Source organism: Amycolatopsis sp. NPDC004747, assembly GCF_053601335.1.
The window spans coordinates 130921-157530 of sequence record NZ_JBSGBQ010000001.1 but is presented as its reverse complement, the minus strand read 5'-3'; the positions used below and the strand labels follow the sequence as shown (position 1 = coordinate 157530).

Below are 26610 nucleotides of genomic sequence, written 5' to 3'. Positions count from 1 at the left end.
CTCGACACCCTGAAACGTCCACAATGGCCGCTCGGGCGAGCGGGCCGCCCGCGTCCAGAGTGACCGCAACCGAGCCGAAATGCTCGCCGTCTTGTCTGAGATTGTATTTTGTGATATGCTCGAAATCGAATCGGTACCGTGGCTCCATGAACCCGACCGAGTTTTCCGCTAATGCTCCCCGCGCCAGCCGGACCGCCTTCACGGCCGCTGCCGCGCGAGCGGCACATTTGCTCGTCGACACCGAGCCCGTCATCTTCTCGGACCCCCTTGCGGCGCGCCTGCTCGGAGGCCACGCCGACGAACTCCTGGCCTACCACCGGCTCCAGGGTACGCATCCGATCCTGGCCGGCGCCCGCGCCGAAGCGGTGTGCCGGAGCCGGTTCGCCGAAGTGCGCCTGATGCGCGTCAATTCCGGTATAGACCAGTATGTGATTCTCGGTGCCGGACTGGATTCGTTCGCGTATCGGACCGCGCCGCGACGATTCCGCGTGTTCGAGGTCGACCACCCGGCGACACAGGCGGCCAAACGGGAACTGCTGGCCGCCGCCGGCGTCGCCGAACCGCCGTCGGTCACCTTCGTCCCGGTCGACTTCGAAGCCGATCCGCTCCGGGAACGGCTCGTCCAGAGTGGACTCGACCCGTTCCGCCCCGTGTTCGTCAGCTGGCTCGGTGTCACCATGTACCTGACGCGCTCGGCGATTGCCGCGACATTGCGCGAGCTCGGCGGATTCGCGCCGGGGTCCGAAATCGTGGCCGATCACCTGCTCCCCGCGGAACTGCGCGACGCGGTCGGGAACGGCTACGCCGAGGCCGTCGGGCCGGTCGCCGCCGGGCAAGGCGAGCCGTGGCGCACGTTCCTCTCCCCCGCCGCGCTGTCCACGCTCTTGCGCGAAGCGGGTTTCGACGTCGTCGAACAGGCCGGACAGCGGGAGAGCGTCGCCGCGCGGCTGTGGCACCGCACCGATGCGCTGCGGCCCGCCGCGCTTTCCGCGCTCGCGCACGCGCGCATTCCCGGCCGGCCCGGCTGGTTCCCGCTCAGTCCGGCAGCATCGGCACTTCGAGGTCGTCCGGACGGCCGAGCAGCACCGCGCGGGTGACCGCGGCCTTGCCGAACCGGTCCCGCACCGCGTCCAGTGCGGTGTCGAGCTCGGTCGCCCGTTGCCGCTCGAACGGCAGGGTCGGCTGGAACGGGTTGTCGTCGGCCAGGTTGGACAGCGCCGCGCCCAGCAGCGTGATCCCGCGGTCGGCGATCAACGGCAGCGCGGCGACGAGCAGCTCCCGCGCCGCGGCGAGCAGTACGCCGGTGCCGGCCGTGGGATCGAGCAGCGTGTGCGAGCGCGTGGCGCGGGAGAAGTCGGCGAAGCGCAGGCGGATCGTCACGGTCCGGCAGACGCGGCGGGCGGTGCGCAGCCGGCGGGCGATCCGGTCGATCAGCGCCACCAGCACCACGTCGAGCTCGGCCGGGGTCCGCCTGCCGCGCCCGAGGGCCCGCTGGGCGCCGATCGAGCGCCGCCGCGTGCCGAGCTCGACGCGGCGCGGGTCGTCGTTGTGCGCCAGGTCGTGCAGGTGCGACACGGCAGCCCGGCCGAGCAGGCCGACGAGGTCCACGTGTTCGGACGCGGCCAGCTGGCCGACGGTCGTGATGCCGCGCGCCCGCAGCTTTTCGGCGGTGACCTTGCCGACGCCCCAGAGCGCCGAAACCGGCAATGGGTGCAGGAACGCCAGCTCGCCGTCGTGCGGGACGACGAGCAGGCCGTCGGGCTTGGCGACCCGGCTGGCGACCTTGGCGAGGAACTTCGTCCGCGCCACCCCGACGGTGATCGGCAGCCCGGCCCGCTCGGCCACGGCCGCCCGCAGCCGTTCGGCGACGTGGCTCGGCCGCCCGCCGATCCTGGTCAAACCCCCGACGTCGAGGAACGCTTCGTCGATCGAGATGCCCTCCACCCACGGTGTGGTGTCGTGGAAGACCTCGAACACCGCCCGGCTGGCGGCCAGGTACGCCGACATCCGCGGGCGCACGACGACCGCGTGCGGGCACAGCCGCCGGGCCTGCGCGCCGCCCATCGCGGTGCGCACGCCGTAGGCCTTGGCCTCGTAACTCGCGGCGAGCACGACCCCGCCGCCGACGATCACCGGCCGCCCCTTCAGCGCCGGATCGTCGCGCTGTTCGACCGACGCGTAGAACGAATCGAGGTCGGCGTGCAGGATGGGCCCCTCGTCGAGCATAGAACACATGTTCGCATACCCGTGCGCCGAAGTCCGCTCATCCGCCTACCGCGGGTGACGTGCCGCCGGTCGAAAGTGCGCGCTTTTCCGGTTGTCCACCCTCTGTTGCCCCGCTCACACTCGACGCAACGAACGGCCCGACCACTGGGGGCGACATGACCGAGAAGTGCCGATGCGGCGACCACCACGCGTGGGCGACGCCGAGTCCGCAGGACAAACCGGCCGCACCGCGACAGCCGCTGCTGGCGACGACCTTGGCGCGCGAGGACCGCGTGGAGGACGCCGGCGACCTGGACCCGACCGACCGCGTCACCTGCCGCACGCACCGCCGCTGGCTGCACGACTGCGTGGCCTCACCGGTGCACACCAACCCGGCCATCGGCTACCGGTGGTGCCGTCGCTGCGACCACCAGGCGCTGGTCGCGGTGGACGAGCTGGCCGGCGAGGTGACCATCCGGTGCGAGCTCTGCGGGTCGATCCCGCGCAGCCGGGCCAACCGGGAACTGGTGGAGCTGTGCCGGAGGAGCCTCGCACTGGCCCGCTCGAGCCGGTTCCCGGAGACGGCCGCCGCCTGACTGCCATGATGCGGAGGTGCCCTCACCCGGAACCACCGCACTGGTGATCCTGTTGCCCGCCGCCGAGCCGGCCCTCGCCGCGGCCCGGCGGGTCGACCCCGCTCTCGTCCGGCCCGGCCTGCCCGCGCACGTGACGGCGCTGTACCCGTTCCTCCCGGACGACTCGGTGACCGACGAGGTACTGGCGGCGGTTCGTGCTCTCGCGGCGGGGTTTGCGCCCTCGGACGTATCGCTGGCCGAGCTGGTGGTGACGCCCGGTTTCGTCGCTCTCGCGGCGCCGGCTCTTCAGTCGGTCGCCGACGCGGTTTGTGCGCGGTGGCCGGAGGTCCTGCCGTACGGGGGACGGTTCGGTCCGCGGCCGGTCGCGCACCTGACGGTCGCGATGGGCGGTCCGGAGACGGCGCTCGGGCGGGTCGCCGACGAGGTGCGGCCGTTGCTGCCGCTGGTCGATCGCGCGAAGGCGCTCCAGCTGGTGGCGCTCACGGACCGCGGCTGGGAGCCGCGGCTGACGGCCCCGTTCGGGGCGTGAGCGGTCGCCGGCTGCCGGCCGGTCACCGGCCGGTGCCCTGAGGCGCAGTCGTTCCCTCCAGCTTGCGATACGCGCGGGCGATCGCGCGCAACCGGGCGACGTCCGCGGCGAACGGTTCCGCCGCCGCGCTGGGCGGCTCCGCCTCGGACGGCTCGTCCGGCAGGTCGCGCACCAGCCTCGCCGCCGCCGCAGGTGGCAGGTCCGGCGTCGCGCCCGCCAGGATCAAGCCGTCGTTGGTCTCGCTCATCGCCGTCAGCAGGCGCTCCCGGCGGGACGGCCCCGCCGGGTCGATGCGGGCGATCTCCGGGAACCGCCGCGTGAGGTGGGCGCGCAGCGGCCGGAGCAGGCGGAGCGTCCGGGCGTCCCGGCGCGCTGCCGCCAGGCCCGGGATCGCCGGGATCGTCAGGCCCACGACGATCAGCAGCACCGACACCGCCGGGAACCCGACGTCGAGCGTGCACGGCAGCGTCGAGAACGGCCCGTGGCACACCGCCTTGGCCGGGTGCTCGGCCTGCAGGGCGCGGATCGTCGCGACCACCTTCCCGGCCAGGTAGGCCACCGCGAACGCCGACGCCAGCAGCAACAGCGCGAGCCCCGCTCGCAGCGCGCCCCCGCTCGCCCGGATCGTCACCGCCGCCATGAACCCGATGTCGAGCACCGCGAAGCCCAGGTACACCGTGTAGGTGAAGACGTAGACCACCAGCGTCGGGTGGGTGCGGTACAGCTCGTCGAACAGGCCGATCCCGCGGGGCAGGTCCGTGGTGCTGAAGAACGTCACCAGCAGCACCGCCAGCGCCACGCCGAGCGCGACCAGCCGGGTGCGGCGGCCGCGGTCGCGGGTGCCGCTGATCTCCGCGACGGTCAGGCCGATGCCGTACGCCGCGACCATCGTCGCCAGGTTCGACAGCAGCCGGCCGAGGCTCGGGTAGAGCTGGCTCTCGAACTGCTGCGCCCGGTTGGACAGGAAGCAGAACGCCGCGCCCAGCGCGATCAGCGAAACCGCCAGCCCCGCACCCGCGCCGGTGCGACGCGCGCGGTTCGCCCGCCAGATCCCGGCGAACAACGCGAAGAGCCCGACCCCGACGAAAAGTATGTCGATCACGGAAGGCGACTATCCCAGGAGTGCCGCCAGCCGCCTAGCCTGGTCCGCCGCTCGGCCGGACGCACCCGGCTGAACGGCGGGTGGCTCGCTCGTCGCCGCGCTCATCAGCAGGACCGCGATCAGCTCGGCCTCGTACTCGTCGGTCCCGGTCGTGACCCGGGTCAGCAGGTGCGACAACGCCCGCGGCGCCAGGTCGGGAGCGAGCTCGGCGGCCTCGGCCTCCGACATCAGGCACGTCCCGGTGTGCGCGCACAGCATGTGGGCCAGTTCGTGGGCGATGATGTGGTCCTGGTGCAGCGCCGACGTCTGCTCGGTGTAGGCGATCAGGTCGTAGTCCGGACGGGCCTGCCACGCACCGGAGGGCTGCCCGGGCCGGTACGCGATCGGCACGAGGTCGATCTCGCGCCCGCGCCACGCTTCGAGCCCGTCGACCCAGGCGTTCATCGACCACGGCCTCGGCAGCGGGACGTCGGCGAGCAGCGCGCGCACGCGCTCGCGTGCCCGTTCGCGGAGGGCCGGCAGGCCGCGCTCGTCGATGGGTCCTCCCCGGTCACCGGGCGCCAGCCGGGTACACCGGGGCGCGAACACGGACGAGGTCATCGTAGCCGAGGCGGCCGCCGTCACTCCGGCTTCCGCCGTCGTCCGGCGCGACGCCGGGTGTCGTCGTAGCTGCTGAGCTGATCGAGCAGGGCCGTCACGGTTTCGCGGTCGCGCGGCGAGAGCTGCATGGCCCGCTGCGCCAGGTTCCGCGCCTCGCTGTCCCGCCACGCCACGACCGCTTCGACCTGCCGGTCGACCTGACCGGCGACCTGGTCGTCGAAGAAGTACGTCACCGGCACGCCGAAGAACTGGGCGAGCGCCTGGATGTGCGAGCGCTTCGGGTCCTTGCGCGCACCGACGGCGAGCTGCTGGACGTGGGTGGCCGACATCGTGACGCCGGTCTGCTCGGCGACGCCGTGCGCGATCTCCCGGTAGGAGTAGGGCTTGCGGTCCGGCGGGTGCACGGTCGCGATCAGGTGCGCCAGCCGTTCGGCGAAACTGCGCTCTTCGCTCACCACACACCACCCGCAGACATGAAACGTGACACCGGCCAGCGTAGCTGTCCCGAAAACTTGACACAGCCTGTACCGGAAAGACTACGATACTCCTGCTCGGTGTTTCGGAAACGTGACACCGGCCCGGGGTGGCGCAGCGGCCCGCGGGTGACTCACGTGGCCGCTGGGGGTGGCCACGCGCCTAACCCCACCCGCCGCGCCGCCCCTTCTCTTCTCCTCCGGCCTCACCGCCCCAGCAGCCGGCGCACCGCGCCCGGCGGCACGCCGGCGTGCTCGCGCACCGTCCGGGTCAGGTGCGCCTGGTCGGCGAACCCGAGGTCCGCCGCGAGCACCGCGAGCTCCCGCTCCCCCGCTTCCAGCCGCTCGAGGGCCCGGCTCACCCGCACCCGGTTGCGGTAGCGGGTCAGCGAAACACCGACCTCCCGCGGGAACGCCCGGCTCAACCGGTACGGCGACACCCCCAGCGCCTCCGCCAGCGGGAACAGCCCGGCCGCCGCCGGGTCGTCCGCCACCATCGCCTCTCGCGCGCGAGCCACCACCGCGCGGTCGTCCGAGCGCGCCGACGACACCGGGACCGCCTGGGCGATCGCGCCGCCCACCAGCACCAGGAGCTGTTCCGCCAGCGCGTAGTCCGGATCCGCCGTGGCGGCGGCCAAGCGCCGGTGGGCGAGCTCGAGGGCGGCGTCGACGTACACGGTCGAGGGCAGCACCCGGTCCCCCGTGAGCCGGCGCCACAACCGCGCGCCGAACTCCACCGAAGTGCAGACGTCTCCGCCGGCCGGGTGCGCGAAGCGTTCTTCCTCGCCCGGCCGGGCGAGGTAGGCCGCCGTCGGGTCGGCGTCCGCGACCACGCCGCGGACGCGACGCCGGAACCGGCCGCGGCGCACGAGCACCATCCGGTGGCCGGCCGACACCTCCGCCGCCGACCAGCCGGTGTGGTCGTCGGCGCACCGGACCACGTTCACCGCGTACCCCGGACGGGCCGCGATCTCGACTGCTTCGAGCACGATCCGGACGGTACGCCGGGGATCCGACAGTTTCCGGGCCGCAAGGATCTTCAAGACCCCGCCCCGGGGCGGCGGGCAGGCTGCCGCACAACCGAAACGCCCACGAAGGAGCCACCGTGCCCGCAGAACTCACCACCGTCGTCCTCGACTGCGCCGACCCGGCCGCGCTCGCCGCCTTCTACGCCAAGGCGCTCGGCTGGGAAGTCACCCACACCGACGACGACACCGTCCAGCTCGGCGGCGGCCCGGTCGGCCTCGGCTTCCAGCGCGTCGCGGGCTACCGCGGCCCCGCCTGGCCGGACGCCGCCAAGCACGCCCACCTCGACCTCAAGGTCGGCGACCTCGCCGTCGCCGTCGAAGAGTTCGTGGCGCTCGGTGCCACCAAGCCGGACTTCCAGCCCGGCGGCGGCGACTGGATCGTCCTGCAGGACCCCGAAGGGCACCTGTTCTGCCTCGCCGAGGGGTGATGCCGCGGTGGCCCCTCGGCGAGGCACCGAGGGGCCACCGTCACGAGCGGTAGACGCCGAATTCGTACAGCGAGTAGCCGTAGCCCGTGCCGCGCTGGGTGCCGTACACGCGTACGTACCGCCCGGTGGCCGAGACCGCGAGATCGTCGACGCCGCCATCGCCGGACGTCGTCGCGGCCACCGTGCGCCAGTTCGCCCCGTCGTCGCTCACCCGGATCTCGTAGGCCCTGCCGAACGCGGCTTCCCACACCAGCTGGACGTGGTCGAACGCCTGGCTGCGGCCCAGGTCCACCTGCAGCCACTGCGGGTCGCTCCACGCGCTCGCCCACCGCGTCGCGCCGTTGCCGTCGGTGGCCAGCTGCGGCAGGTAGGGCGCGCCGTCCCCGTCGGCCTGGTACGTCGACGCCGTGGTCGCGGCGCCACGCGCCAGGTTCGTGCCCGGCACCGGTGGGGCGACGACCCGCAGCGAGCGCGTCTCGATGCCGACGTTGCCGTGGCCGTCCCTGGCGTAGAGGTAGAGCTTCCAGACGCCCGGCTGCCGCGGCGCGGTCACGGTGAACGGGCCGGTCCCGGTGAACGACGCCGGGATCAGCCCCGAGGCGTTGTCGAGGTACTTGCTGTTGTAGCCCATGGTGTAGGTGATCGGGTCACCGTCCGGATCGGACACCCCGGCCGTCACCGTGAAGGTGCCGCCCGCCGGGACGTCGGTGACCCGGCCGAGGTTCATCGACGCGATCACCGGCGGCGTGTTGCCGCCGGTCTGTCCGCTGTAGAGCCTGCGGACGGCGTACCAGGAGAGCCGTTTCTCGCCGCCCGTGGTGATGTTGAACCAGACGCCGCCGAAGTCGCCCTCCGTGCCGTAGTGGAAAAGGGTGGACCCGAGGGCCACGCCGGGGTGGGCCAGCACGCAGTTCCAGGCGTTGCCGTAGCCGTCGCGCTTCTGCTGGTCGGTCGGTTCGGCGGGCACGCCGTTGCCGTCGGCCGGCACCTCCCACTCGCCGGCCGGGCCGGTCTCGGTGATGATGTACGGCTTCGTGTAGCCGCCCGCGAGCCAGTCCTGCTTCACCTGGCAGACGTGGGCGTAGGAGTTCACCGCGTACAGGTCGAGGCTCGGTGCGTACGCCTGGTAGTACGGCCACGCGCCGGTCCAGGCGTCGGTCGAGGTGACCGGGTGGTTCGCGTCGATCGCGTGGATCGCGCGCGCCGCCTCGTCGACGAACCGCGTGTAGGCGATGCGCTCCTGCTCCAGCTGGGCGCCGGAGTAGCAGTTCTGCATGCCCAGGATCGACTCGTTGCCGACGTTCCACAGCAGCACGCCGGGGTGGGTGCGGTACGCGGTGACCCACTGCCGGATCTGCGTGAGCATCGTGTTCTTGTAGTTCGTGTCCGTGGTGTAGTCGACGCAGCCGCCACTGCCCGGGCCGCCGCCGGGTTGCAGCCAGAAGCCGCTGATGACCTTGATGCCGTTGGCCGCGGCGGCGTCGAGCAGCGGCTGGGTCGTGCCGTCGGTACCCCAGGTCCGGACGGTGTTGACGCCGATCGCGTGCAGTTCGGGCATCCGCGCGGCCGCTTCGCCCACCGGCGGTCCCCAGGTGAGCCCCTTCACGAGCCACGGTGTCCCGTCCACGGTGAGCTGCCAGCTGCCCTGCGTGCCGGTCACCCGGGTGACGCCGGGACCGTCCCGCAACGCGGCGGCCGGGGGCGCGAGCAGCCCGGAAATCAGCAGGGCCGCCAGAGCCGGAACAGCACGGAGCAGCGACGTTCGGTCCACGATGACTCCCGTACGCGAGGGGACGACGGTTGGAGAGCGCTCTCCGGCAGGACCGATGGTTCGGCACCGGCCCTCGCGTTGTCAAGAACCGCTGACGAACTCGACAATGACTGTCCGGCGGCCGAATCGGGTACTCCTTGACAGAGCCGCGGCGGGCGGCGCATGCTGCGGGAGAGCGCTCTCCCATCCTTGGCACCCTCACCGTGGAGGACCCTTGGCAACGAAAGCCGCGCTCCTCGCCTGCACCGCCGCCACCGTGCTGGCAGGCGCCTTCCTGACCGCGGCCACCTGGTCGCCCGCCGGAGCCGACGACCTGGTGACCCACCACGAGTTCCAGGTCAACTGCTCCCCGAGTCACCACCAGCCGGACGACCCGATCGTCTTCCCCGGGCTGCCCGGCGCGTCGCACGACCACACGTTCCTGGGCAACAAGACCACGAACGCGGCCAGCACGACCCAGTCCCTGCAGGCCGCGGGTGTCGGCAACACGACCTGCCTGGCCCCGGACGACCTGTCCGCGTACTGGTTCCCGACCGTCTACAACGGCAACCAGGTGGTGCTGCCGAACTTCGCGCAGGTCGTCTACTACAAGTCCGGCATCCTCGACTACACCAAGGTGGTGCCCTTCCCGCCCGGGCTGCGGTACGTGGCCGGGAGCGTCACCGCGACGCAGGACGAGTTCCAGCACGCGCCCGGCGCGATCGAAGGCTGGGAGTGCGGTGACAGCTTCCACAACTGGGACATCCCGGTGAACTGCGTCGCCGGCAGCCAGCTCAACATCCGCTACCAGGCGCCGAGCTGCTGGGACGGCGTCCACCTGGATTCGGCCGACCACAAGAGCCACCTGGCCTACCCGGACCGGGCGACGCTGACCTGCCCGGCCGACCACCCGGTGGCCGTGCCGATGCTGGAGTTCAAGATGGCCTTCCCGGTCAGCGGCGACATGTCCGGCGTGCACCTGGCCAGCGGGCGCGGGTACTCGTGGCACTACGACTTCTTCAACGCGTGGGACCCGGAAACCCTGGCGGCGCTGGTGAAGCACTGCATCAACGGCGGCCTGCAGTGCGACCCGCGCGGGTTCGACCTGTACAAGCCCGACCGCGGCAGCGTGCTCGGGCCGAACTACCGGCTGCCCGGCCGTCCGTGAGACGGCTGCTCCCGGGGGCGGCGGCGGTGGTGGCGCTGATCATGGGCGGTTGCGCCACCACCGGCCCCGCCCCCACGCCGTTCAACCCCACCGACATCGCCTGGCTGCAGCTGGTGGTGCCGATGACGGAGAACGCGCTGGCGGCGGCCCGCCTGGCCCCGGAGCACACCGGGAGCCCAGCGGTCCGCTCGGCGGCCGGGACCGTCGCCGGGCCGCAGGAACGGCTGCTGGTGCGCCTCCGGGCGGCCCGCGACCGGGCCGGGCTGCCGGCGACCGACGTCCACAGTGGACATCGGATGCCGGGCATGGTCACCGCGGCGGACCTGGTGGCGCTGCGGAGCGACCGGGACGCCGGGTTCGACCGGCGGCTGGTCGCCTTGCTGCGGGCGCACGCCGCTCAGCTCGTCGTGCTCGCCGGCGGCGAACAGGCGAACGGCGCGGACGCGGAGACCCGCGAGCTGGCGCGGGAGGCCGGCGCCGAGGGCGCCCGGGAAACCGGGCTGTTCCCGTGAGAACCGCCGGGGCCACGGGCGAACCGTGGCCCCGGCGGCATTTCCGGCTCCGCCCACCGGGGGTCAATACGTGACGGTCACCGGAGCTCGTCCCGGCCGGGCCGGCGCGGTCACCGTCAGCGTCTGCGTCGCCGCGTCCCACTTCCACGCCGACGAGGGCGCCCAGCCGTTGCCCACCTTCACCCGGTTCGGTGCCGACGTGACACCGACGAACTTCACCGTCCACTCACGTGGGGCCACCCGGTAGGCGCCCTCCGCGGGCGCCACCGTCACCGTGTGCGCCCCGGCGCACTCGCTGTAGGTGATCTTCGTCGACGCCGACCGCGACGACGAAACGCCGTCGTCCTCGTACAGCGAGAACGACCCCGAGCCGCCCGGTGCCACGGTGACCGTGGCCCGGTTCAGCGGGTTCTGGACGTCGTTGGGCACATCGGCCGTCCGGGTGACCGCGATGCCGCCCGCACGCAGGAACACCGGCATCGTCCCCAGGTCGGACGTCACCTGCTGGGTCGTCCCGCCCGCGTACGTCTTGCCGGAGAAGTAGTCCGTCCACTGCCCCGGCGGGAACCACACCGACGTCGTCGCCGACGTCCCCGGCGAGGTCACCGGCGCGACCAGCATGTCCGGCCCGTAGAAGTACTCGCTCTGGGCCGCCGCGTACGCGGCCGGCTCCTCCGGGTACTCCAGGTACGTCGGGCGCACCACCGGGACGCCCGTCGTCGCCGCTTCCTGCGCCAGCGTGTAGGTGTAGGGCACCAGGTTTTCGCGCAGGTTCAGGAACTTCGTCGCCGACGCCTTCGCCGCGTCGCCGTACTGCCAGGGCAGGCGGTCGCTGTGGTTGCTGTGCAGGCGGTCGATCGGCTGGAACGTGGCCAGCTGCACCCACCGCGCGTACAGGTCGTCCGGCAGCTTGAAGGTCTGGCGCTGCTGCCCGCCCGAGGTGTAGGTCTCGCTGCCGCGCAGGCCGGTCGTGTCGTTGTGGCCGCCGATGTCGTGGCTGATCGCCGACATGCCGGTCGCCGCCGATTCGGCCGGCGTGATGCCGACCTCCATCCGCAGCGTTCCCCACGTCGACGACGTGTCGCCGGTGAAGTGCAGCGTGCTGCGCTTGTCCGCCCACGGCCCGGTCGCCAGCCCGGTCGGGCCGCCGTAGCCGCCCGCCTGCAACGACCCGTACGCCCGCGAGATGACGAACCCGCGGCCGGTCGCCGGGGCGGCGAGGTCGGCGTACTGCTGGTTGATCCAGGCGTCCGGCGTCACGCCGGGCAGGCTCGAGCGGGAGGCGTCGCAGCACCAGTCGAGCCACCAGAAGTCGTTGCCCTGCTGCATCATCCCGGCGTGCAGGTCGAGGTAGGCCTTGAGCTGGTCCGGGTCGCCCCAGTCGAAGACGTAGCAGTCGCTGCCGCAGTTCGACTTGGCCAGCTTGCCCTTCGCCGTCGCCTGGGCGCGGGCGAACTGCGGGTCCGAACCCATGATGCTGGGGTGGATGTTGAGGTTGTTGTGCAGCCCCTGCGCCTTCGACCAGGCGAAGAAGCCGGCCGGGTCGGGGAACTTGGCGGTGTCGAACTGCCAGCCGTTCCAGGTGTCCGGTGCCTTGAAGTCGGTGTCGGTGACCAGGACGTCCAGCGGCACGCCTTCGCTGCGGAAGCGGGGCAGGATCTTGTCGCGGTAGTCGGCCGCGGTGCGGTCGATGTACTCCGAGTACCAGACGCCGTAGGCCCAGCGCGGCAGCAGCTGCGGCGGCCCGGTCAGGGTGGCCAGGTCGCGCAGCCCGGCTTTGTAGTCGTGGCCGAAGGCGAAGAGGTAGCCGTCCTGGTAGGGGTTCCCGCCGTGCGACGGCCGCTGCGTCACCGCGCGCGTGCGCGTGTCGTACAGCGCCGAGGGGGTGTCGTCGAGCAGGTACCAGCCGTCCTGGTGCAGCAGCCCTTCGGTGATCGACGGCCAGCCGTTGTCGCCGTTCACCCCGTCGAGGCCGCGCCGGTAGCCGCCGAGCGCGAGGTGCGGCGGGGGCGCCGTGCCCCCGGCCGGGGTGACGGCGACGGTGTCGACGTTCACGTGGCAGCTGAGGTCGTCGGGGCAGCCGAGGACGACGTCGTTCGTGCCCGCCTTGAGGTCGACCGGCACGGACGCGCTCTTCCAGGCGTCCCAGCCGTCGGTGACCGGCAGGGACAGGGTGCGGGTGACGCCGTTCGCGGCGACGGCGGCCGTGCGCGTCTCGTGCCGGCCGTCGCCGCCGGTGCCGTTGGCGTAACGGACGTAGAGCAGGTACGTGCCGTCGGCCGGGACGTCGGCGACCCGGTGGGTCAGCGTCGAGCCGCGGTTGAGCTCGGCGACGAACCCGCGCCCGGCGTACCCGGAGTGATCGGTCGCCACGACGGCGGAACCGGTCCGCAGCCCGGCTTCGGCCTCGCAGCTCACCCCGGCCGGGCAGCCGGTGATCGCCCGCGCCGACGACGGCGGGAACGCCGCACCCGCGGCCAGGACCGCCAGCCCGTCGAGGTTGACGTTGCCGGAGTCGGCCGCGGTCCGTTCGACGCGGACGCTGTGGTGGCCGGCGCCGAGGGTGATCGGGACCGAGGCGAGTGCCCAGGTGTCCCAGTCGGCCGTGGCGGGCAGGTTCAGCTTCTGCGCCGCGCCGCCGTCGACCGAGACGCTCAGGGTACGCGTGACGTGCTGGCCGTCGCCTCCGGTGGCGTTGGCGTAGCGGGCGGTCAGCGCGTAGGTCCCCGCGGTGGGCGCGAGGACGTCCGCCGTCACCGAGTTCCCGGTGCTCTCGAAGCCCGCGAGGAAGCCTTCGCCGGTGTAGCCGGAGTGGTCGGTGGCGACGCCGAGCCCGTCGGCCGTGAGGTCTTCGGCCTCGCACCGGGCGCCCGCCGTGCAGGTCAGGTGGTGCCAGGGGGCCGCGAGGACCGATGTCGGCCCCGCGTTCGTGCGGATTTCGAGGTTGCCGCCGTCGAACGGGCCGGAGTTCAGCCGGTAGGTCAGGGTCGTCGCGCTGGTCCGGATCGTCAGCACGCCGTTGGCGACCGTGCTGGTGTAGGACGTCGGGGTGAAGGCACCGCGGCCGACGGCGTTGAAGGTGGCGGCGTCGGTGAACCGGCCGTCGCCCGCGTACTCGGTGCGGATCAGCGTCGGGGACAGCACCTGGAAGCGGGCGTTTCCGGCGGCGACGGTCTGGCGCGCGGGCCCGGCCACGGCGGGCGTCGCGACGGTCACCCCCGCGGCGGCGACCCCGGCGACGGCGAGCGCGCAGGCCCGCCGGATGGTTCTCGCTGTTCTGGTCCGCACGGCGGAACTCCGTTCCGGTGAAGGGGACTCGGCGGCGTTACAACGTTGGAAAGCTGAGCACAGCAAATCGGCCGATGTCCAGACCACCGGGGGCAACTTGTCCCGGACAGATCAGCGGCCGGTCACGCCGTCGATCTGCTCCCGGGGCTCGGTCCGTCCGCGATGGAGTGGCCGAACCGCCGTCGCGGTGTCGAGCTCGCCGTCGTCGCGGCGCGGCACGTGTTTCCGAACCCGGCGCTCAGGCCGAGTCGCGGACCACCAGCTCCGGGTCGAAGATCACCGACTCCGCGCGCAGCGACGGGTCGGCCATGCGGTCGAGCACCATGCGGGCCATCGTCGCGCCCATCTCCTCGACCGGCTGGCGGACCGTCGTGAGGCGGGGGCGGCAGCTGAGCGCGACCCGGCTGTCGTCGAAGCCGATGACCGCCACGTCGTCCGGGACCCGCTTGCCCGCCTCGCGCAGCACGGTCAGCGCGCCGTACGCCATCAGGTCGTTCGCCACGAAGAGCCCGTCGAGCGCGGGGTCCTCGGCCAGCAGGCGCTCCATCGCCCGTTCGCCGCCGTGCTCGGTGAAGTCGCCCTCGGCGACCGCGACGTACGCGTGGCCGTGGCGGGCCATCGCGTCGCGGAACCCGGCCAGCCGGTCCTGCCCCGCCGGGGTGCCCCCCGGGCCCGCGATCGTCGCGACCCGGCGGCAACCGCGCGAGACGAGCCTCTCGGCGGCGAGCCGGGCGCCGTCCTGGTGGGCGACGTCGACGTAGCAGACCGGCGCCGGCCGGGCCGGCCGCGCGAACAACGCCGTGGGCACGCCCGCGCCGGTCAGCACGCGCGGGAGCGGGTCCTCCGCCGGGTGCAGCGAAATCAGCAGCACCCCGCTCACCTGCTCCTGGCGCAGCTTCGGCACCAGCTTTTCGCGCTCTTCGTCGCTGTCGACGAGCATCAGCAGCGGGTGCAGCCCCTGCGGACGCAGGTGCGCGACCACGCCTTCGACGACCCGGCCGAAGAACGGGTCGCCGAACACGCCGCCGGTGAACGCCTCGACGTGCCGCTCCGGTTCGGACACGACTAGCGCGATCCCGCCGGTACGCCGGGTGACCAGCGAGCGGGCCGCCCGGTTCGGGACGTACCCGGTGTCGGCGATGGCGCGTTCGACCGTCTCGCGCAGCTTCGGATCCACGTTGCGCACGCTGTTCACCACACGGGACACCGTGGCGCGCGAGACCCCGGCGACCCGCGCGACGTCCTCCAGGGTGGGCGGCTGCGTCGTCACCCGTCTTTTGTAGCACGCTGTGAGAGCGCTCTCCCAGCACCGCTGACAAATGTCACGGGCGGCCGGTGCGGGACGGCACTGCCCGCCGCCGGCCCACGCGGCCAGCATTTCGGCATGACCAGAACCGAAACCGCCGGCTTCCGGCCGGTGCTGCTGCTGACCGGCGCGTACGCCGCGCTCTCCGCGCTCACCTTCGTCGTGATCGTCCTGTTCCGGAACCACCCCGCGCTGGTGACCGACGCGGTCTGGGTGCGGGCCACCATCGTCGTCGCCAGCTCGCTGCTGACGTTCGCCTTCGCCCGCAGCGCGGCCCGCGGCTCGCGCAAGGGCCTCTTGCGGCTGCGGATCGTCTCCGCGGTGATGCTGGTCGCGATCGCCGTCATCGTCGTGCTGCCGGGACTGTTCCCGCTGTGGCTGCGGCTCGAACAAGCCGTCTGCGGGCTCCTCCTGCTCGGGGTGACCGCGCTCGTCAACGGCCGATCGCTCCGGGCCCGGTAGCGTGCCGGTGTGGACCGATCGCGGGACGTGCAGCGCTGGGTGCGCGGCTGGCGGCTGCGGCTGCTCGACGCCGGGATGCTCGTCTACCCGGCCGTGACCGCGGCGGGCGTGCTGCAGCATTCCGCGAACGCCTTCGCGGGTTGCCTGGTCGTGGCCGCCTTCGCCGTCGGGTACCTGCTCGCCGCGGCCGCGGCGGCCCGCCGGGCCGTGCGGCCGTTCTGGCTGCTGGTCGGCGGCTGCGCCGTGCTGTTCGCCGTCGCGATCCCGTTCGCCCAGGCGGACGCCTTCTTCCTCGCCGCCGTCGTCCTTTCCCTCGCCGTGCCGAGGCTCCCGCGCGGCGTCGGGATCGGGCTGGTGGCCGCGGCCGTGCTCGCGGCCCTCGCCGCGCCGTGGCCGGGCGGGCCGGCGTGGACGCAGGCGGTCGCGCTCGTGTTCACCGTGCTCGTGGTTTCGGTGTTCGCCGAGGCGATCCGGGCCAACACGGCGCTCGTCGAGGCCCGCGCGGAGGTGGCGCGGCTGGCCTCCGAGGCCGAACGCGCCCGGATCGCGCGGGACCTGCACGACCTGCTCGGGCACTCGCTCACCGCGATCACGGTGAAGAGCACCCTGGCCCGGCGGCTGGTGCCGGCGGAGGCCGCCCGCGCGGGCGAGGAGATGGCGGCCGTCGAGACCCTGGCGCGGCAGGCGCTGGCCGACGTCCGCGCGGCCGTGTCGGGCTCCCACGAGGTGACGCTCACCGGCGAGCTCGCCCGCGGCCGCGAGCTGCTGCGGGCGTGCGGGGTCGCCGCGGACCTGCCGAGGGCCACCGACGTCGTCGGCCCGGCGCACCAGGAGCTGTTCGGGTGGGTGGTGCGGGAGGGGCTCACCAACGTGGCCAGGCACGCGCGGGCGAGCCGGTGCGCGGTGACCCTCTCGGCGTCCACGGTGGAGGTCGTCGACGACGGCATTGGCGGGACCGCGGGCGGCGGTTCCGGGCTCGACGGGCTGCGCGAGCGCGTCCTGGCGGCCGGCGGGGACTTTTCGGCGGGGCCGGTGCGCCCGCACGGGTGGCGGCTGCGGGTGACGGTGTGACGATCCGGTTGCTGCTCGCCGACGACCAGGCGCTGGTCCGGGAAGCGTTGTGCGCGCTGCTCGCGCTCGAGGACGACTTCGAGGTGGTGGCGTCGGTGGGCCGCGGGGACGAGGTCGTCGCGGCGGCGCGCGAGCACCGCCCCGACGTCGCGCTGCTCGACATCGAGATGCCGGGCCTGGACGGGCTGGCGGCCGCGGCGGTGCTGGCCGCGCAGGTGCCGGACTGCCGCGTGGTGATGCTGACGACGTTCGGCCGCGCGGGCTACCTGCGCCGCGCGATGGAGGCGGGCGCGGCCGGGTTCGTGGTGAAGGACGCCCCGGCCGACGTGCTCGCCGACGCGATCCGCCGGGTCCGCGCGGGTGAGCGGGTGGTCGACCCGGCGCTGGCGGTGGCCACGCTGGCGGCGGGCGAATCGCCGCTGACCGCCCGCGAGCGCGACGTGCTCATCACGGCCCGGACGGGGGCGACGATCGCGGAAATCGCTTCGCGGCTATACCTGTCGGAGGGAACGGTGCGCAACTACGTGTCCGCGGCGATCGCCAAGACCGGCGCCCGCAACCGGGTGGAAGCGGTGCGGATCGCGGACGAGCGCGGCTGGCTGTAGCGCCGGACCGAGCAGGTCCGCGAGCTTGGTGGCGGCGGCCGGCTCAGTCGTGCAGCCGGGCCTCGGCCGCCGCCCAGTCGGCGGTTCCCGACGGCTCGTAGCGGCGGATCTCCTGCGTCTCGCGCACCAGCGCGCGCATCGCCGCCAGGTCCGGCAGGTCCTCCCCCAGCGCCCGGGCCTGGACCAGTACGTTGCCCAGCGCCGCCGCTTCGACCGGGCCCGCCAGGACCGGGACCCCGCACGCGTCCGCCGTCGACTGGCACAGCAGCTCGTTGCGGGCTCCGCCGCCCACCAGGTGGATCGCGTCGACGCTCCGGCCCGTCAGGCGGGCCGCCTCGTGGATCGTGCGGCGGTGCGCCAGTGCCAGGCTGTCCACGATGCAGCGGACCACCGCCGCCCGGCCGGACGGCGGGCGCTGGCCCGTCGCGCGGCAGGCGTCCGCCAGCCGGGACGGCATGTCGCCCGGGGGCAGGAACGCGGGTGCGTCGATGTCCACCACCGCGGCCAGCGCGGGTGCCGAAGCCGCCGCCGCGAGCAGCGCCGGCAGTTCTTCCGGGCACGACCAGGTGCGCAGCGTCTCCGACAGCACCCACAGGCCCATCACGTTGCGCAGGAACCGGATGGTGCCGTCGACGCCACCTTCGTTCGTGAAGTTCGCCGCCAACGCCTCGTCGGTCAGGACCGGCGTGGAAAGTTCGAGGCCGGCCAGCGACCACGTGCCCGACGAGATGTAGGCGAAGTTCGTCCCCGGTGACGCGGGCACCGCGACCACCGCCGACGCCGTGTCGTGCGAACCGACCGCCACCACCGGCAGGCCGGCCAGCTCGCCGGCCGTGCCCACCACCGTTCCCGGGTCGCGCAGCGGCGGCAGCAGCCGCGGCGGGATGCCGACCTTCGAAGCCAGCGAAGTGGCCCAGGTCCGCGCGCGGACGTCGTACAGCTGGGTCGTCGACGCGTTGGTCCGCTCGGCGCCGATCGAGCCCGTCAGCCAGTGGTTCAGCAGGTCGGGGATGAGGAGCATGGTCGACGCCGACTCGAGGCGGTCGCCTTCGGACACCAGCTGGTAGAGCGTGTTGAACGGCAGCCGCTGCAGTCCCGTCACGTCGTAGAGCGAGCGTGCGGACACGAGACCGGCCACCGCGGCGGGCACGCCGTCGGTGCGGGAGTCGCGGTAGTGGACCGGGTTGCCCAGCAGCGCGCCGCGGTCGTCCAGGAGCCCGTAGTCGACGGCCCAGGAGTCGATGCCGACCCCGTCCAGCCGCCCGGCTTCGCGGATCCCGGCGAGCGTCTCGCGGTACAGGCCCAGGATGTCCCAGTACAGCACCGGCCCCGCGCGGACGCCGCCGTTCGGGAAGCGCCGCACCTGCTCGACGGCCAGCCTCGACGGCCCCACCGTCCCGGCCATCACGCGCCCGCTGGACGCGCCGAGGTCGACGGCCGCCACCCGCTTCACGGGCGCACCACCGTCAGCTGGAGGCCGAGCAGGTCCGCGACCGCGGTCAGCTCGGCGACGCGGTGGCCGGTCCCCAGCGCCCAGTGGTGCGCGACGCCGCCGGCCGACCAGGCGTCGGTCCACTCCCCCGGGTCGCACCCGAAGTCGACGCGGGAGGTCGTGTTGCCGATCCGCAGCAGCGGCCCCGGCACCACCGTGCCTTCCGACGCGATCAGCGTGAACGTCCCGTCGCGGCGCTGGCCGAGCCCGCACAGCGTCACCGGCCCGTGCTTGACGTCGAACTCCACCGACACGCCCCAGCCGCGCTTGCCGTGGTAGACACCCAGGCCGCGCAGCAGCGGCTTGCGGGCGCTGATGCCGAGGTGCGCCGGCCCGTCGTGGCCCATTTCGACCACGCCGTCGCGGAAGTTCAGCGCCTGCAGCTCGGTGAACGAGCCGCCCGCGCCGAGCCGGTCCATGACCAGCATGGCCAGCGACGTCCGCAGCTCGTACTCGCCGACGGCCGGGATGCCGCGGGCGGTGAGCAGGGACGCGCCGAGGATGAACCCGGCGCCGACGCGCTCGTGCGTCTCGCCGTCGAGGCCGCGGTGGTAGTAGGCGAGCGAGTCGAGCGAGAAGTCGTCGACGAGCCGGTCGAGGGCCACCGAAACCCGGGCGCCCCAAGCGAAGTCCTCGTCCACAACGGACTCGTCCACAGTGAACACCTCGCGCGCGAGCGCGACCCGCGCGGCGGTCTCGTCGTCGGTGACCTTCTCCACGCGCACCCGCAGGTCGTCGACCTCCAGGATCTCGACGTGCCCGCCGAGCTGGGCCGACACCAGCGTCGGGTCGGTGGCGACGTCCATCATGCCCGGGTAGAGGTGCCCGAGCAGGCCGTGCCGGCCGTGGCGCAGCGCCGCGCGGACCCCCGCGGCCTTGATCCAGCGCTCGATCCGCGTCCACGCCCGCGGGTCCTCCAGGTACCCGGACACCGAGCGGAACTCGACGCCCAGCCGCCGGAAAGTGCCGGCCATTTCCGGCAGCGGGCAGGCACCGCAGTAGGCCAGCCACGCGCCGGTGTCGAAGGACTCGTGGTCCATCGCCTCGGTGGGCTGCAGGTTCAGCAGCAGCACCGGTGCGCCCGAGCGCTGCGCGACCGGGGCCAGCATGCTCGAGGTCAGGTACGTCGTGAGGAAGCCGATGATCAGGTCGCACCCGGCCACCCGCAGCTTCTCCGCCGCGGCCGCGCCTTCGGCCGCGTCCGAGACGAACCCGGCGTCGACGACCTCGCAGTCCAGTTCGGACAGCCGCGAAGCGACCCGCCGGGCGGACGCCTCCAGCTGGGGCAGCAGCGCCGGGAACTGCGGCCAGTACGCGCCGAGCCCGCCGGAGACGAGCCCGACGCGGGTGCGGCGCGGGGTGATGCGAGCCAAGGTCATCGGTCCTCCTTCAGCGCAGGAACGCCGCGGCCACCCCGGCGTCCACCGGCACGTGCAGGCCGGTGGTGTGGGTCAGCTCGCCGCCGGTCAGCGCGAACACCGCGGCGGCCACGTGCTCGGGCAGCACTTCCCGCTTCAGGATGGTTCGCTGGGCGTAGAACTCGCCGAGCTTGGCCTCCTCGACGCCGTAGACGGCGGCCCGCTGGGCACCCCAGCCGCCGGCGAAGATCCCGGAGCCCTGGACGACACCGTCGGGATTGACGCCGTTGACGCGGATACCGTGGGCACCCAGCTCCGCGGCCAGCAGCCGGACCTGGTGGGCCTGATCGGCCTTCGCGGCCCCGTAGGCGACGTTGTTCGGACCGGCGAACACCGAGTTCTTCGACGAAATGTAGACGATGTCCCCGCCGATCCCCTGGTCGATCATGGCCTTGGCCGCCGCCCGGGCGACCAGGAACGACCCCTTGGCCATGACGTCGTGCTGCAGGTCCCAGTCCTGTTCGGTGGTCTCCAGCAACGGCTTCGAGACGGACAGCCCGGCGTTGTTGACCACCAGGTCGATCCCGCCGTACGCGAGCACGGTGGCGTCGACCGCCGCCTGCACCGCCGCGGCATCGGTGACGTCGGCGGTGACGGCGGTGCCGCCGATCTCCGCCGCGACCTCCGCGGCCGCGTCGCCGTTGAGGTCGGCGATCGTCACGCACGCACCCTCGGCCGCGAGCCGCTGCGCGATCGCCTTGCCGATGCCCGAACCCGCGCCCGTGACCAGGGCGATCCGCCCGGCCAGCGGCTTCGGCTCCGGCATCCGCCGCAGCTTCGCCTCTTCGAGGGCCCAGTATTCGATCCGGAACTTCTCGCTTTCCGGGATCGGCGCGTACGTCGAGACGGCTTCGGCGCCGCGCATGACGTTGATCGCGTTGACGTAGAACTCGCCCGCCACGCGCGCGGTCTGCCTGTCCTTGCCGAAGGAGAACATCCCGACGCCCGGCACCAGCACGATCGCCGGGTCGGCGCCGCGCATCGGCGGCGAGTCCGGGGTCGCGTGGCGCTCGTAGTATGCCGCGTACTCCGAACGGTATTCGGTATGCAGTTCCTTCAGCCGCTCGAGGATATTGTCGACCGGAGCCGTCGCGGGCAGGTCGAGCACGAGGGGCCGGACCTTGGTGCGCAGGAAGTGGTCCGGGCACGACGTCCCGAGCCCGGCGAGCGGCGCGAGCTTCTCGCGAGCCAGGAAGTCGAGCACGACGTCGCTGTCGGTGTAGTGCCCGACGACCCGCTGGTCGGTGGAGGCGAGCCCGCGGATCACCGGCGCCAGCGCCGCGGCACGCGCGTGCCGCTCGGCTTCGGGGAGCGCTTCGAAACCGGGGACGACCGGTCCGAACGGCTCCGGGGCACCCCGGGACGCGAGGAACTCTTCGGCGGTCCGGATGATCTCCAGCGAGTTCCGCTCGCACTCCTCGGAGGTCATGCCCCACGCCGTGATGCCGTGCCCGCCGAGGATCACGCCGATGGCCTGCGGGTTGGCCGCCTTGACCGCGGCGATGTCCAGCCCCAGCTGGAACCCGGGCCGCCGCCAGTCCACCCAGGCGACCCGGTCGCCGAAGCACTCCTTGGTCAGCGCCGGGCCGTCGGCCGCCGTGGCCAGCGCGATCCCCGAGTCCGGGTGCAGGTGGTCGACGTGCGGGGCTTCCACCAGACCGTGCATCGCGGTGTCGATCGACGGCGCCGCGCCACCCCGCCCGTGCAGGCAGTAGTCGAAGGCGGCGACCATTTCGTCCTCGCGCTCGACACCCGGGTACACGTTCACCAGGGCACGCAGCCGGTCCAGCCGCAGCACCGCGAGCCCGGCTTCGGTGAGCGTCCCGAGGTCGCCGCCGGAGCCCTTGACCCACAGGACGTCCGTGGGCGAGCCGGTGACCGGGTCGGTCACCGCGCCCTTGGCGGAGGTGTTGCCGCCGGCGTAGTTGGTGTTGCGCGGGTCGGCCCCGAGCGCGTTGCTGCGCGCGATGAGCTGCTCCGGCACGGTCATCGTCATGCTCCCCATCCGGCCTGCGTGCCGCCGGCGCGCTCGGCCACGATCCGCTCCTGATACCCGCTGCGGTGGTAGGCCGCGATCGGGTCCGGGTCGAGCCCGGCCTCGGTGCGCAGCTCGGCCAGCAGCGGCCGGACGTCGGTGTTGTAGGCGTCCATCAGCACGGCGTTCGCGCCGAGCACGTCACCCGCCTGCTGAGCCGCCCGCAGTGCGGGGCGATCGACCAGCAGCGCCTTCGCCGTCGCTTCCTGGACGTTCATCACCGACCGGATGATCGCCGGGATCTTCGCCTCGATGTTGTGGCACTGGTCGAGCATGAAGGCGATGCCGTAGGCCGGATCCAGTGCGTCGCCGCGGACGATCTCGTACATGATCCGGAACAGCTGGAACGGGTCCGCCGCCCCGACCATCAGGTCGTCGTCGGCGTAGAAGCGCGAGTTGAAGTCGAACGCGCCCAGCTTCCCGGCCCGCAGCAGGAACGCCACGATGAACTCGATGTTCGTCCCCGGCGCGTGGTGGCCGGTGTCGATGCACACCGTGGCCCGCTCCCCCAGCTCGACGCAGTGGGCGTAGGACGTCCCCCAGTCCGGGACGTCCGTCGCGTAGAACGCCGGCTCGAACAGCTTGTACTCCAGCAGCATCCGCTGGTGGTCCCCGAGCCGCTCGTAGGTCTCGCGAAGCGCCGCCGCCAACCGGTCCTGCCGGTCCCGGATGTCGTCCTGGCCCGGGTAGTTGATGCCGTCGGAGAACCACAGCTTCAGGTCGCGCGAGCCGGTCGCGTCCATGATGTCGACGGCTTCCAGGAGGTGGTCGGTCGCCTTGCGGCGGATGCCCGCGTCCGGGTTGGTCACCGAGCCGAGCTTGTAGTCCTCGTCCTGGAAGACGTTGGTGTTGATGGCGCCGATCTCGACGCCGAGGTCCCGCGCGTACGCGGTCAAGGCACCGTAGTCGTCCACGCGGTCCCACGGGATGTGCAGCGCCACGCTCGGCGCCACCCCGGTGAGCTTGTGCACCATCGCCGCGTCGGCGATCTTCTCTTCGGGCGTGCGCGGGACACCCGGCTGCGGGAACACCTTGAACCGGGTGCCCGAATTCGCGTACGCCCACGACGGCGTCTCGATGCGCTGCGCCCGCAAGGCCTGTTTCACGGCCGTCAAGTCGCTCACGGCGATCACTGTCCTTTCCGGACGTCGAGGTGGAAGACCTCGTCGAGCAGCTGGAACCCTTCGTCCGGCGGACCGCCGTCCAGGCCGGTGAAGAACTCCGCCATCTCCGCCTGCCAGCGGGCGTTGACGTCGGTCTTCGCCATGGCGGCCCGCGCGGCTTCGAGGTCGTCCGCCTCGACGTACCCGATCAGCAGGCCGTCGTCGCGGAGGAACAGCGAATAGTTGCGCCAGCCGGTGTCGTGCAGGGCCTGCCGCAGCTCGGGCCACACCGCCCGGTGCCGCTCGGCGTACGCGGCTTTCCGGTCGGGCTTCACCTGGAGGCAGAAGCAGTACCGGGGCATCAGAAGTTGAACTTGTCGATGTTGTTCGCGTCGAACGTCGTCGGCGGGCCGAGCACGATCTCGCCGTTCTCGCCGATCGTGTACTCGCCGAGCTTGCCCGCCTTGAACTTCTCGCCCGTCTTGCCGGTGATCTGGCCGGACTTCAGCGCCACACCGGCGTAGGCGGCGAGGTAGCCGATGTCGGCCGGGTTCCACAGCGCGAACTGCTTGACCGAGCCGTCCTTGACGAAGGCGCGCATCTGGTTCGGCGTGCCCAGGCCGGTCACCGCGACCTTGCCCTTGTAGCTCGACGAGCTGACGTACCGGGCGGCGGCCGCGATGCCGACCGTGGTCGGCGCGACGATCACCTTGAGGTTCGGGAACGACTGCAGCAGACCCTGGGCCTCCTGGAACGACTTCTGGTCGTCGTCGTTGCCGTAGGCGACCTTGTCCAGCTTCAGGCTCGCGTACTCCGGCTTGGCCAGCTCCTTCTTGAACACGTCGATCCAGGCGTTCTGGTTGGTCGCGTTCGGCGTCGCGGACAGGACCGCGACCTCACCGGACCCACCGGAGAGGTCCTTGGCCTGCTTGGCCAGCGCCTCGCCGATGCCCTGCGTCGTCGCCTGGTTGATGAAGACGTCGCGGCAATCCTTCGCCGCGTCGGAGTCGAACGCGACGACCTTGATGCCGGCACTGCGGGCCTGGTTGAGCGACGGGCACACGGCGTTCGGGTCGTTCGCGGCGATGCCGATGACGTCCTGCTGCTGCTGGATCAGCGTGTTGATGTAGCTGACCTGCGACGACGCGCTGGCGTCGTTCGGCCCGACCAGCTTGTACTCGCCCTTCAGCTCGCCGAGGGCCTCCTTGCCGCCGCTGACCTCGATGTCGCTGTAGGGGTTGTTGAGCTGCTTGGGCAGGAACGCCATCTTGACGCCCTCCTTCGCCGCGGCGTTCGGGTTCGCCGCGGCGGTGGACTGCTGGCCGCCGGAACCGGCGTTGTCGTTCTTGGTCGTGCCGCTGCACGCGGCGAGGACCAGCACCAGCCCGGCCGACACTGCGCCTGTGAGGAACCGTCGGGACATCTTCGTCACCTTTCCGGAGTTACCGCTTGCCGACGGCGACGCACTGCCGTGCGGGCCGAAGTCACGATGTTGGGGAGCAGGACCGACACGATCAGGAGCACGCCGGTCACGATGTTGAGCGCCTCGTTCGACACGTCCTGCAGGCGCAGCGCGTTCTGCAGGGTCGCCAGCAGGACCACCCCGGCCAGCACGCCGGGCAGCGTGCCCTTCCCGCCGAAGATGGACACGCCGCCGAGCAGCACGGCGGCCACGACGGCCAGTTCGAGGCCGAACCCGTTGTCGGCGCGGGCGCTGGAATACCGCAGCGTCCACAGCACCCCGGCGAGGCCCGCGACCGCGCCGCTCACGACGTACAGCCAGAACTTGAGGCGTCCGGTGCGGATGCCGGCGAACCGGGCCGCCTGCTCGCCCGCCCCGGCGGCGAAAACGCCGCGGCCGATCGGGGTCGCGTGCAGCACGACGCCGAAGATCAGCGCGACGACGACCAGCGGGATCAGCACGTTCGGGATCGGGCCGTCGCCGATCGTGCCGGTGACCCAGCTCGTGTAGGCCCGCGGGAAGTCGGCGACCGCGCCGTCGCCCAGCACCACGAACGCGAGACCGCGGTAGAGGGCGAGCGTGCCGATCGTGACCGCGAGGGACGGCAGCTTCAGCACGGTGACGAAGAAGCCGTTCAGCGCGCCGAGGACCGCGCCGAGCACGATGCAGAGCGGGATGATCGTCTCGATCGTCAGCCCGGCGTCCCACAGCGAGCCCATCACCGCCGACGTCAGGCCGAGCGTGCTCGCCACGGAGAGGTCGATCTCGCCGGTGACGATGACGAACGTCATCGGCAGCGCGACCAGCGCGATCGGGAGCAGGTCGAGCAGCAGGAAGGTGAAGTTGCGGCTGGTGCCGAAGTTCTCGACGGCGCCGGAGGCGACGACCAGGACGATCACCGTGACGAGCACGACGGCGGCGTCCCAGCCGAGCAGCCGGCTTCCCCGTTCAGACATGGGAATCCCTCTTCTTCAATGCCTTCGCGACCCGGACGGCGACCAGCCGGTCGGCGCCGATGGCCAGCAGGATGAGCGCCCCGACGATCGCCTGCTGCCAGAACTGGTTGATGTCGAGCACGGCGAGGGCGCTGCCGATGACGGTCAGCAGCAGCGCGCCGAGGCCCGCACCCCAGACCGAGCCGCTGCCGCCGAACACCGCCACCCCGCCGACCACGGCCGCGGCGACGACGTTGAGCTCGTAGCCGGTGCCGGCGGCCGCGTCCACGGTGCCGAACCGGGCGGCGAACAGCACCCCGGCCAGCCCCGCCAGCGCGCCGCTGACCAGGAACGCCGCGCTCGTGTTGCGGCCGACCCGGATACCGGCCAGCCGCGCCGCCTGTGGGCTCGACCCCATCGCGTACAGCTCACGGCCGGCCGGGTAGCTGCGCAGCACGATCCCGGCCGCGACCAGGACCAGCACCGCGATCAGGACCAGCCACGGCACACCGAGCACCGAGGCGGTGCCGAAGTCCAGGAAGGACACCGGCAGCTTGTCGGCGTTGATCTGCCGGCCACCGGCCCAGAAGTAGCTGACGCCGCGGTAGGCGTAGAGGGTGCCGAGCGTGACGACCAGCGCGGGCACCTGGCCGAAGCGCACCAGGACGCCGTTGACCAGCCCGCACACCGCGCCGACGGCCAGCCCGGCCAGGATCGCGACGAGCACCGGCAGGCCCGGGTGGTCCTTCATCAACGTGCCCACGGCGAACGCCGACAGGCCGAGCACCGAACCGACCGAGAGGTCGATGTTGCGGGTGATCATCACGATGGCCTGCCCGACGGCGAGCACCGCCAGGATCGCCGTGCCGAGCAGGATGTCGCGAATGCTCTGCCCGGACAGGAACCGGGAGTTCTGCGTCGCGGTGAAGGCGACCAGCACGATCAGGGCGAGCACGATGCCGGATTCGCGCGCCTTCAGCAGGTTCGCGGACCACGAACGTCCGGAGTGGACGGCCGGTGGCGAGGTCACGGGCGCCTCCTC

At 72.5% G+C, this 26610-nt stretch carries 25 protein-coding genes; 9 read left to right on the top strand and 16 right to left on the bottom strand.

What is annotated here, in order from left to right; all coding sequences use genetic code 11:
* Positions 1 to 146: 146 nt before the first annotated feature.
* A complete protein-coding gene (locus ACWEGE_RS00660) occupies positions 147 to 1097 on the top strand; it encodes a class I SAM-dependent methyltransferase (protein ID WP_449658334.1) in 951 nt (316 codons plus the stop codon).
* Here ACWEGE_RS00660 and dinB read toward each other — a convergent pair.
* Positions 1036 to 2226: a DNA polymerase IV gene (gene dinB, locus ACWEGE_RS00655; protein WP_449658333.1), complete on the bottom strand. Its 1191-nt coding sequence runs from the start codon at positions 2224 to 2226 to the stop codon at positions 1036 to 1038. The genes ACWEGE_RS00660 and dinB overlap by 62 nt on opposite strands.
* Before the next feature lie 155 nt (positions 2227 to 2381).
* Here dinB and ACWEGE_RS00650 point away from each other — a divergent pair, with 155 nt between their 5' ends.
* Together ACWEGE_RS00650 and ACWEGE_RS00645 are read left to right on the top strand one after the other, a co-directional pair.
* Positions 2382 to 2801 (top strand): hypothetical protein, encoded by a 420-nt coding sequence (locus ACWEGE_RS00650; protein WP_449658332.1) that lies wholly within the window; start codon positions 2382 to 2384, stop codon positions 2799 to 2801.
* A 16-nt stretch (positions 2802 to 2817) separates the two neighbouring features.
* The gene (locus ACWEGE_RS00645) at positions 2818 to 3330 is read left to right on the top strand and encodes a 2'-5' RNA ligase family protein (protein WP_449658331.1); all 513 of its coding nucleotides are present in this window, start codon (positions 2818 to 2820) and stop codon (positions 3328 to 3330) included.
* A gap of 22 nt (positions 3331 to 3352) precedes the next feature.
* Here ACWEGE_RS00645 and ACWEGE_RS00640 read toward each other — a convergent pair whose 3' ends face one another.
* The 4 genes from ACWEGE_RS00640 to ACWEGE_RS00625 form a co-directional block, all read right to left on the bottom strand.
* Positions 3353 to 4432: a hypothetical protein gene (locus tag ACWEGE_RS00640; protein ID WP_449658330.1), complete on the bottom strand. Its 1080-nt coding sequence runs from the start codon at positions 4430 to 4432 to the stop codon at positions 3353 to 3355.
* Positions 4433 to 4441: 9 nt separating this feature from the next.
* Complete coding sequence (locus tag ACWEGE_RS00635) at positions 4442 to 5032, bottom strand: hypothetical protein (RefSeq protein WP_449658329.1); 591 nt, start codon at positions 5030 to 5032, stop codon at positions 4442 to 4444.
* A 20-nt stretch (positions 5033 to 5052) separates the two neighbouring features.
* A complete protein-coding gene (locus ACWEGE_RS00630) occupies positions 5053 to 5487 on the bottom strand; it encodes an XRE family transcriptional regulator (RefSeq protein ID WP_449658328.1) in 435 nt (144 codons plus the stop codon).
* Positions 5488 to 5711: 224 nt separating this feature from the next.
* Positions 5712 to 6524: a helix-turn-helix transcriptional regulator gene (locus tag ACWEGE_RS00625; RefSeq protein WP_449658676.1), complete on the bottom strand. Its 813-nt coding sequence runs from the start codon at positions 6522 to 6524 to the stop codon at positions 5712 to 5714.
* Between the two features lie 86 nt (positions 6525 to 6610).
* On the opposite strand from ACWEGE_RS00625, the gene ACWEGE_RS00620 reads away from it, so the two are divergent.
* Positions 6611 to 6961 (top strand): VOC family protein, encoded by a 351-nt coding sequence (locus ACWEGE_RS00620; RefSeq protein WP_449658327.1) that lies wholly within the window; start codon positions 6611 to 6613, stop codon positions 6959 to 6961.
* 40 nt (positions 6962 to 7001) lie between these two features.
* On the opposite strand, the gene ACWEGE_RS00615 is transcribed toward ACWEGE_RS00620, so the two are convergent.
* The gene (locus ACWEGE_RS00615) at positions 7002 to 8732 is read right to left on the bottom strand and encodes a discoidin domain-containing protein (RefSeq protein ID WP_449658326.1); all 1731 of its coding nucleotides are present in this window, start codon (positions 8730 to 8732) and stop codon (positions 7002 to 7004) included.
* A 214-nt stretch (positions 8733 to 8946) separates the two neighbouring features.
* On the opposite strand from ACWEGE_RS00615, the gene ACWEGE_RS00610 reads away from it, so the two are divergent.
* Both ACWEGE_RS00610 and ACWEGE_RS00605 read left to right on the top strand, forming a co-directional pair.
* Positions 8947 to 9879, top strand: coding sequence for a DUF1996 domain-containing protein (locus ACWEGE_RS00610; protein WP_449658325.1), 933 nt, complete (start codon positions 8947 to 8949; stop codon positions 9877 to 9879).
* Positions 9876 to 10391 carry a DUF305 domain-containing protein gene (locus ACWEGE_RS00605; RefSeq protein WP_449658324.1) on the top strand — a complete coding sequence of 172 codons (516 nt, stop codon included), beginning with the start codon at positions 9876 to 9878 and terminating at the stop codon, positions 10389 to 10391. The genes ACWEGE_RS00610 and ACWEGE_RS00605 overlap by 4 nt, the downstream gene beginning before the upstream one ends.
* A gap of 63 nt (positions 10392 to 10454) precedes the next feature.
* Here the strand turns inward: ACWEGE_RS00605 and ACWEGE_RS00600 are convergent, their stop codons facing one another.
* Both ACWEGE_RS00600 and ACWEGE_RS00595 read right to left on the bottom strand, forming a co-directional pair.
* Positions 10455 to 13679, bottom strand: a complete 3225-nt coding sequence (locus ACWEGE_RS00600) for a TIM-barrel domain-containing protein (RefSeq protein WP_449658323.1) — start codon at positions 13677 to 13679, stop codon at positions 10455 to 10457.
* Between the two features lie 238 nt (positions 13680 to 13917).
* Positions 13918 to 14949 (bottom strand): LacI family DNA-binding transcriptional regulator, encoded by a 1032-nt coding sequence (locus ACWEGE_RS00595; RefSeq protein WP_449658322.1) that lies wholly within the window; start codon positions 14947 to 14949, stop codon positions 13918 to 13920.
* 114 nt (positions 14950 to 15063) lie between these two features.
* Here ACWEGE_RS00595 and ACWEGE_RS00590 point away from each other — a divergent pair, with 114 nt between their 5' ends.
* The 3 genes from ACWEGE_RS00590 to ACWEGE_RS00580 are packed head-to-tail and all read left to right on the top strand — an operon-like array spanning position 15064 to position 17123.
* Positions 15064 to 15447 (top strand): hypothetical protein, encoded by a 384-nt coding sequence (locus tag ACWEGE_RS00590; protein ID WP_449658321.1) that lies wholly within the window; start codon positions 15064 to 15066, stop codon positions 15445 to 15447.
* Positions 15448 to 15456: 9 nt separating this feature from the next.
* Positions 15457 to 16518: a sensor histidine kinase gene (locus tag ACWEGE_RS00585; protein ID WP_449658320.1), complete on the top strand. Its 1062-nt coding sequence runs from the start codon at positions 15457 to 15459 to the stop codon at positions 16516 to 16518.
* A complete protein-coding gene (locus ACWEGE_RS00580; protein ID WP_449658319.1) occupies positions 16515 to 17123 on the top strand; it encodes a response regulator transcription factor in 609 nt (202 codons plus the stop codon). The genes ACWEGE_RS00585 and ACWEGE_RS00580 overlap by 4 nt, the downstream gene beginning before the upstream one ends.
* A gap of 43 nt (positions 17124 to 17166) precedes the next feature.
* On the opposite strand, the gene ACWEGE_RS00575 is transcribed toward ACWEGE_RS00580, so the two are convergent.
* From ACWEGE_RS00575 to ACWEGE_RS00540, 8 genes are read right to left on the bottom strand one after another with little or no spacing between them, the layout of a single operon-like run.
* Complete coding sequence (locus ACWEGE_RS00575; protein WP_449658675.1) at positions 17167 to 18567, bottom strand: rhamnulokinase; 1401 nt, start codon at positions 18565 to 18567, stop codon at positions 17167 to 17169.
* Between the two features lie 5 nt (positions 18568 to 18572).
* Positions 18573 to 19994, bottom strand: a complete 1422-nt coding sequence (locus ACWEGE_RS00570) for an arabinose isomerase (RefSeq protein WP_449658318.1) — start codon at positions 19992 to 19994, stop codon at positions 18573 to 18575.
* Positions 19995 to 20004: 10 nt separating this feature from the next.
* Positions 20005 to 22023, bottom strand: coding sequence for a bifunctional aldolase/short-chain dehydrogenase (locus ACWEGE_RS00565; protein ID WP_449658317.1), 2019 nt, complete (start codon positions 22021 to 22023; stop codon positions 20005 to 20007).
* A 2-nt stretch (positions 22024 to 22025) separates the two neighbouring features.
* The gene (gene rhaI, locus ACWEGE_RS00560; RefSeq protein ID WP_449658316.1) at positions 22026 to 23201 is read right to left on the bottom strand and encodes an L-rhamnose isomerase; all 1176 of its coding nucleotides are present in this window, start codon (positions 23199 to 23201) and stop codon (positions 22026 to 22028) included.
* Entirely contained in the window at positions 23198 to 23533 is a 336-nt protein-coding gene (locus ACWEGE_RS00555; RefSeq protein ID WP_449658315.1) for an L-rhamnose mutarotase, read from the bottom strand. Before ACWEGE_RS00555 ends, rhaI begins: the two co-directional genes overlap by 4 nt.
* Positions 23533 to 24594 (bottom strand): rhamnose ABC transporter substrate-binding protein, encoded by a 1062-nt coding sequence (gene rhaS, locus ACWEGE_RS00550; RefSeq protein WP_449658314.1) that lies wholly within the window; start codon positions 24592 to 24594, stop codon positions 23533 to 23535. The genes ACWEGE_RS00555 and rhaS overlap by 1 nt, the downstream gene beginning before the upstream one ends.
* 5 nt (positions 24595 to 24599) lie before the next feature.
* A complete protein-coding gene (locus tag ACWEGE_RS00545; protein WP_449658313.1) occupies positions 24600 to 25589 on the bottom strand; it encodes an ABC transporter permease in 990 nt (329 codons plus the stop codon).
* A complete protein-coding gene (locus tag ACWEGE_RS00540; protein WP_449658312.1) occupies positions 25582 to 26598 on the bottom strand; it encodes an ABC transporter permease in 1017 nt (338 codons plus the stop codon). The genes ACWEGE_RS00545 and ACWEGE_RS00540 overlap by 8 nt, the downstream gene beginning before the upstream one ends.
* Between the last annotated feature and the right edge of the window lie 12 nt (positions 26599 to 26610).

What these genes read in the sequence shown, in the direction of transcription:
- ACWEGE_RS00660 (WP_449658334.1), top strand. Translation starts at nt 147, where the DNA reads ATGAACCCGACCGAGTTTTCCGCTAATGCTCCCCGCGCCAGCCGGACC.
- dinB (WP_449658333.1), bottom strand. Translation starts at nt 2,226, where the DNA reads ATGCTCGACGAGGGGCCCATCCTGCACGCCGACCTCGATTCGTTCTAC.
- ACWEGE_RS00650 (WP_449658332.1), top strand. Translation starts at nt 2,382, where the DNA reads ATGACCGAGAAGTGCCGATGCGGCGACCACCACGCGTGGGCGACGCCG.
- ACWEGE_RS00635 (WP_449658329.1), bottom strand. Translation starts at nt 5,032, where the DNA reads ATGACCTCGTCCGTGTTCGCGCCCCGGTGTACCCGGCTGGCGCCCGGT.
- ACWEGE_RS00590 (WP_449658321.1), top strand. Translation starts at nt 15,064, where the DNA reads ATGACCAGAACCGAAACCGCCGGCTTCCGGCCGGTGCTGCTGCTGACC.
- ACWEGE_RS00570 (WP_449658318.1), bottom strand. Translation starts at nt 19,994, where the DNA reads ATGACCTTGGCTCGCATCACCCCGCGCCGCACCCGCGTCGGGCTCGTC.
- ACWEGE_RS00565 (WP_449658317.1), bottom strand. Translation starts at nt 22,023, where the DNA reads ATGACCGTGCCGGAGCAGCTCATCGCGCGCAGCAACGCGCTCGGGGCC.
- ACWEGE_RS00555 (WP_449658315.1), bottom strand. Translation starts at nt 23,533, where the DNA reads ATGCCCCGGTACTGCTTCTGCCTCCAGGTGAAGCCCGACCGGAAAGCC.
- rhaS (WP_449658314.1), bottom strand. Translation starts at nt 24,594, where the DNA reads ATGTCCCGACGGTTCCTCACAGGCGCAGTGTCGGCCGGGCTGGTGCTG.
- ACWEGE_RS00545 (WP_449658313.1), bottom strand. Translation starts at nt 25,589, where the DNA reads ATGTCTGAACGGGGAAGCCGGCTGCTCGGCTGGGACGCCGCCGTCGTG.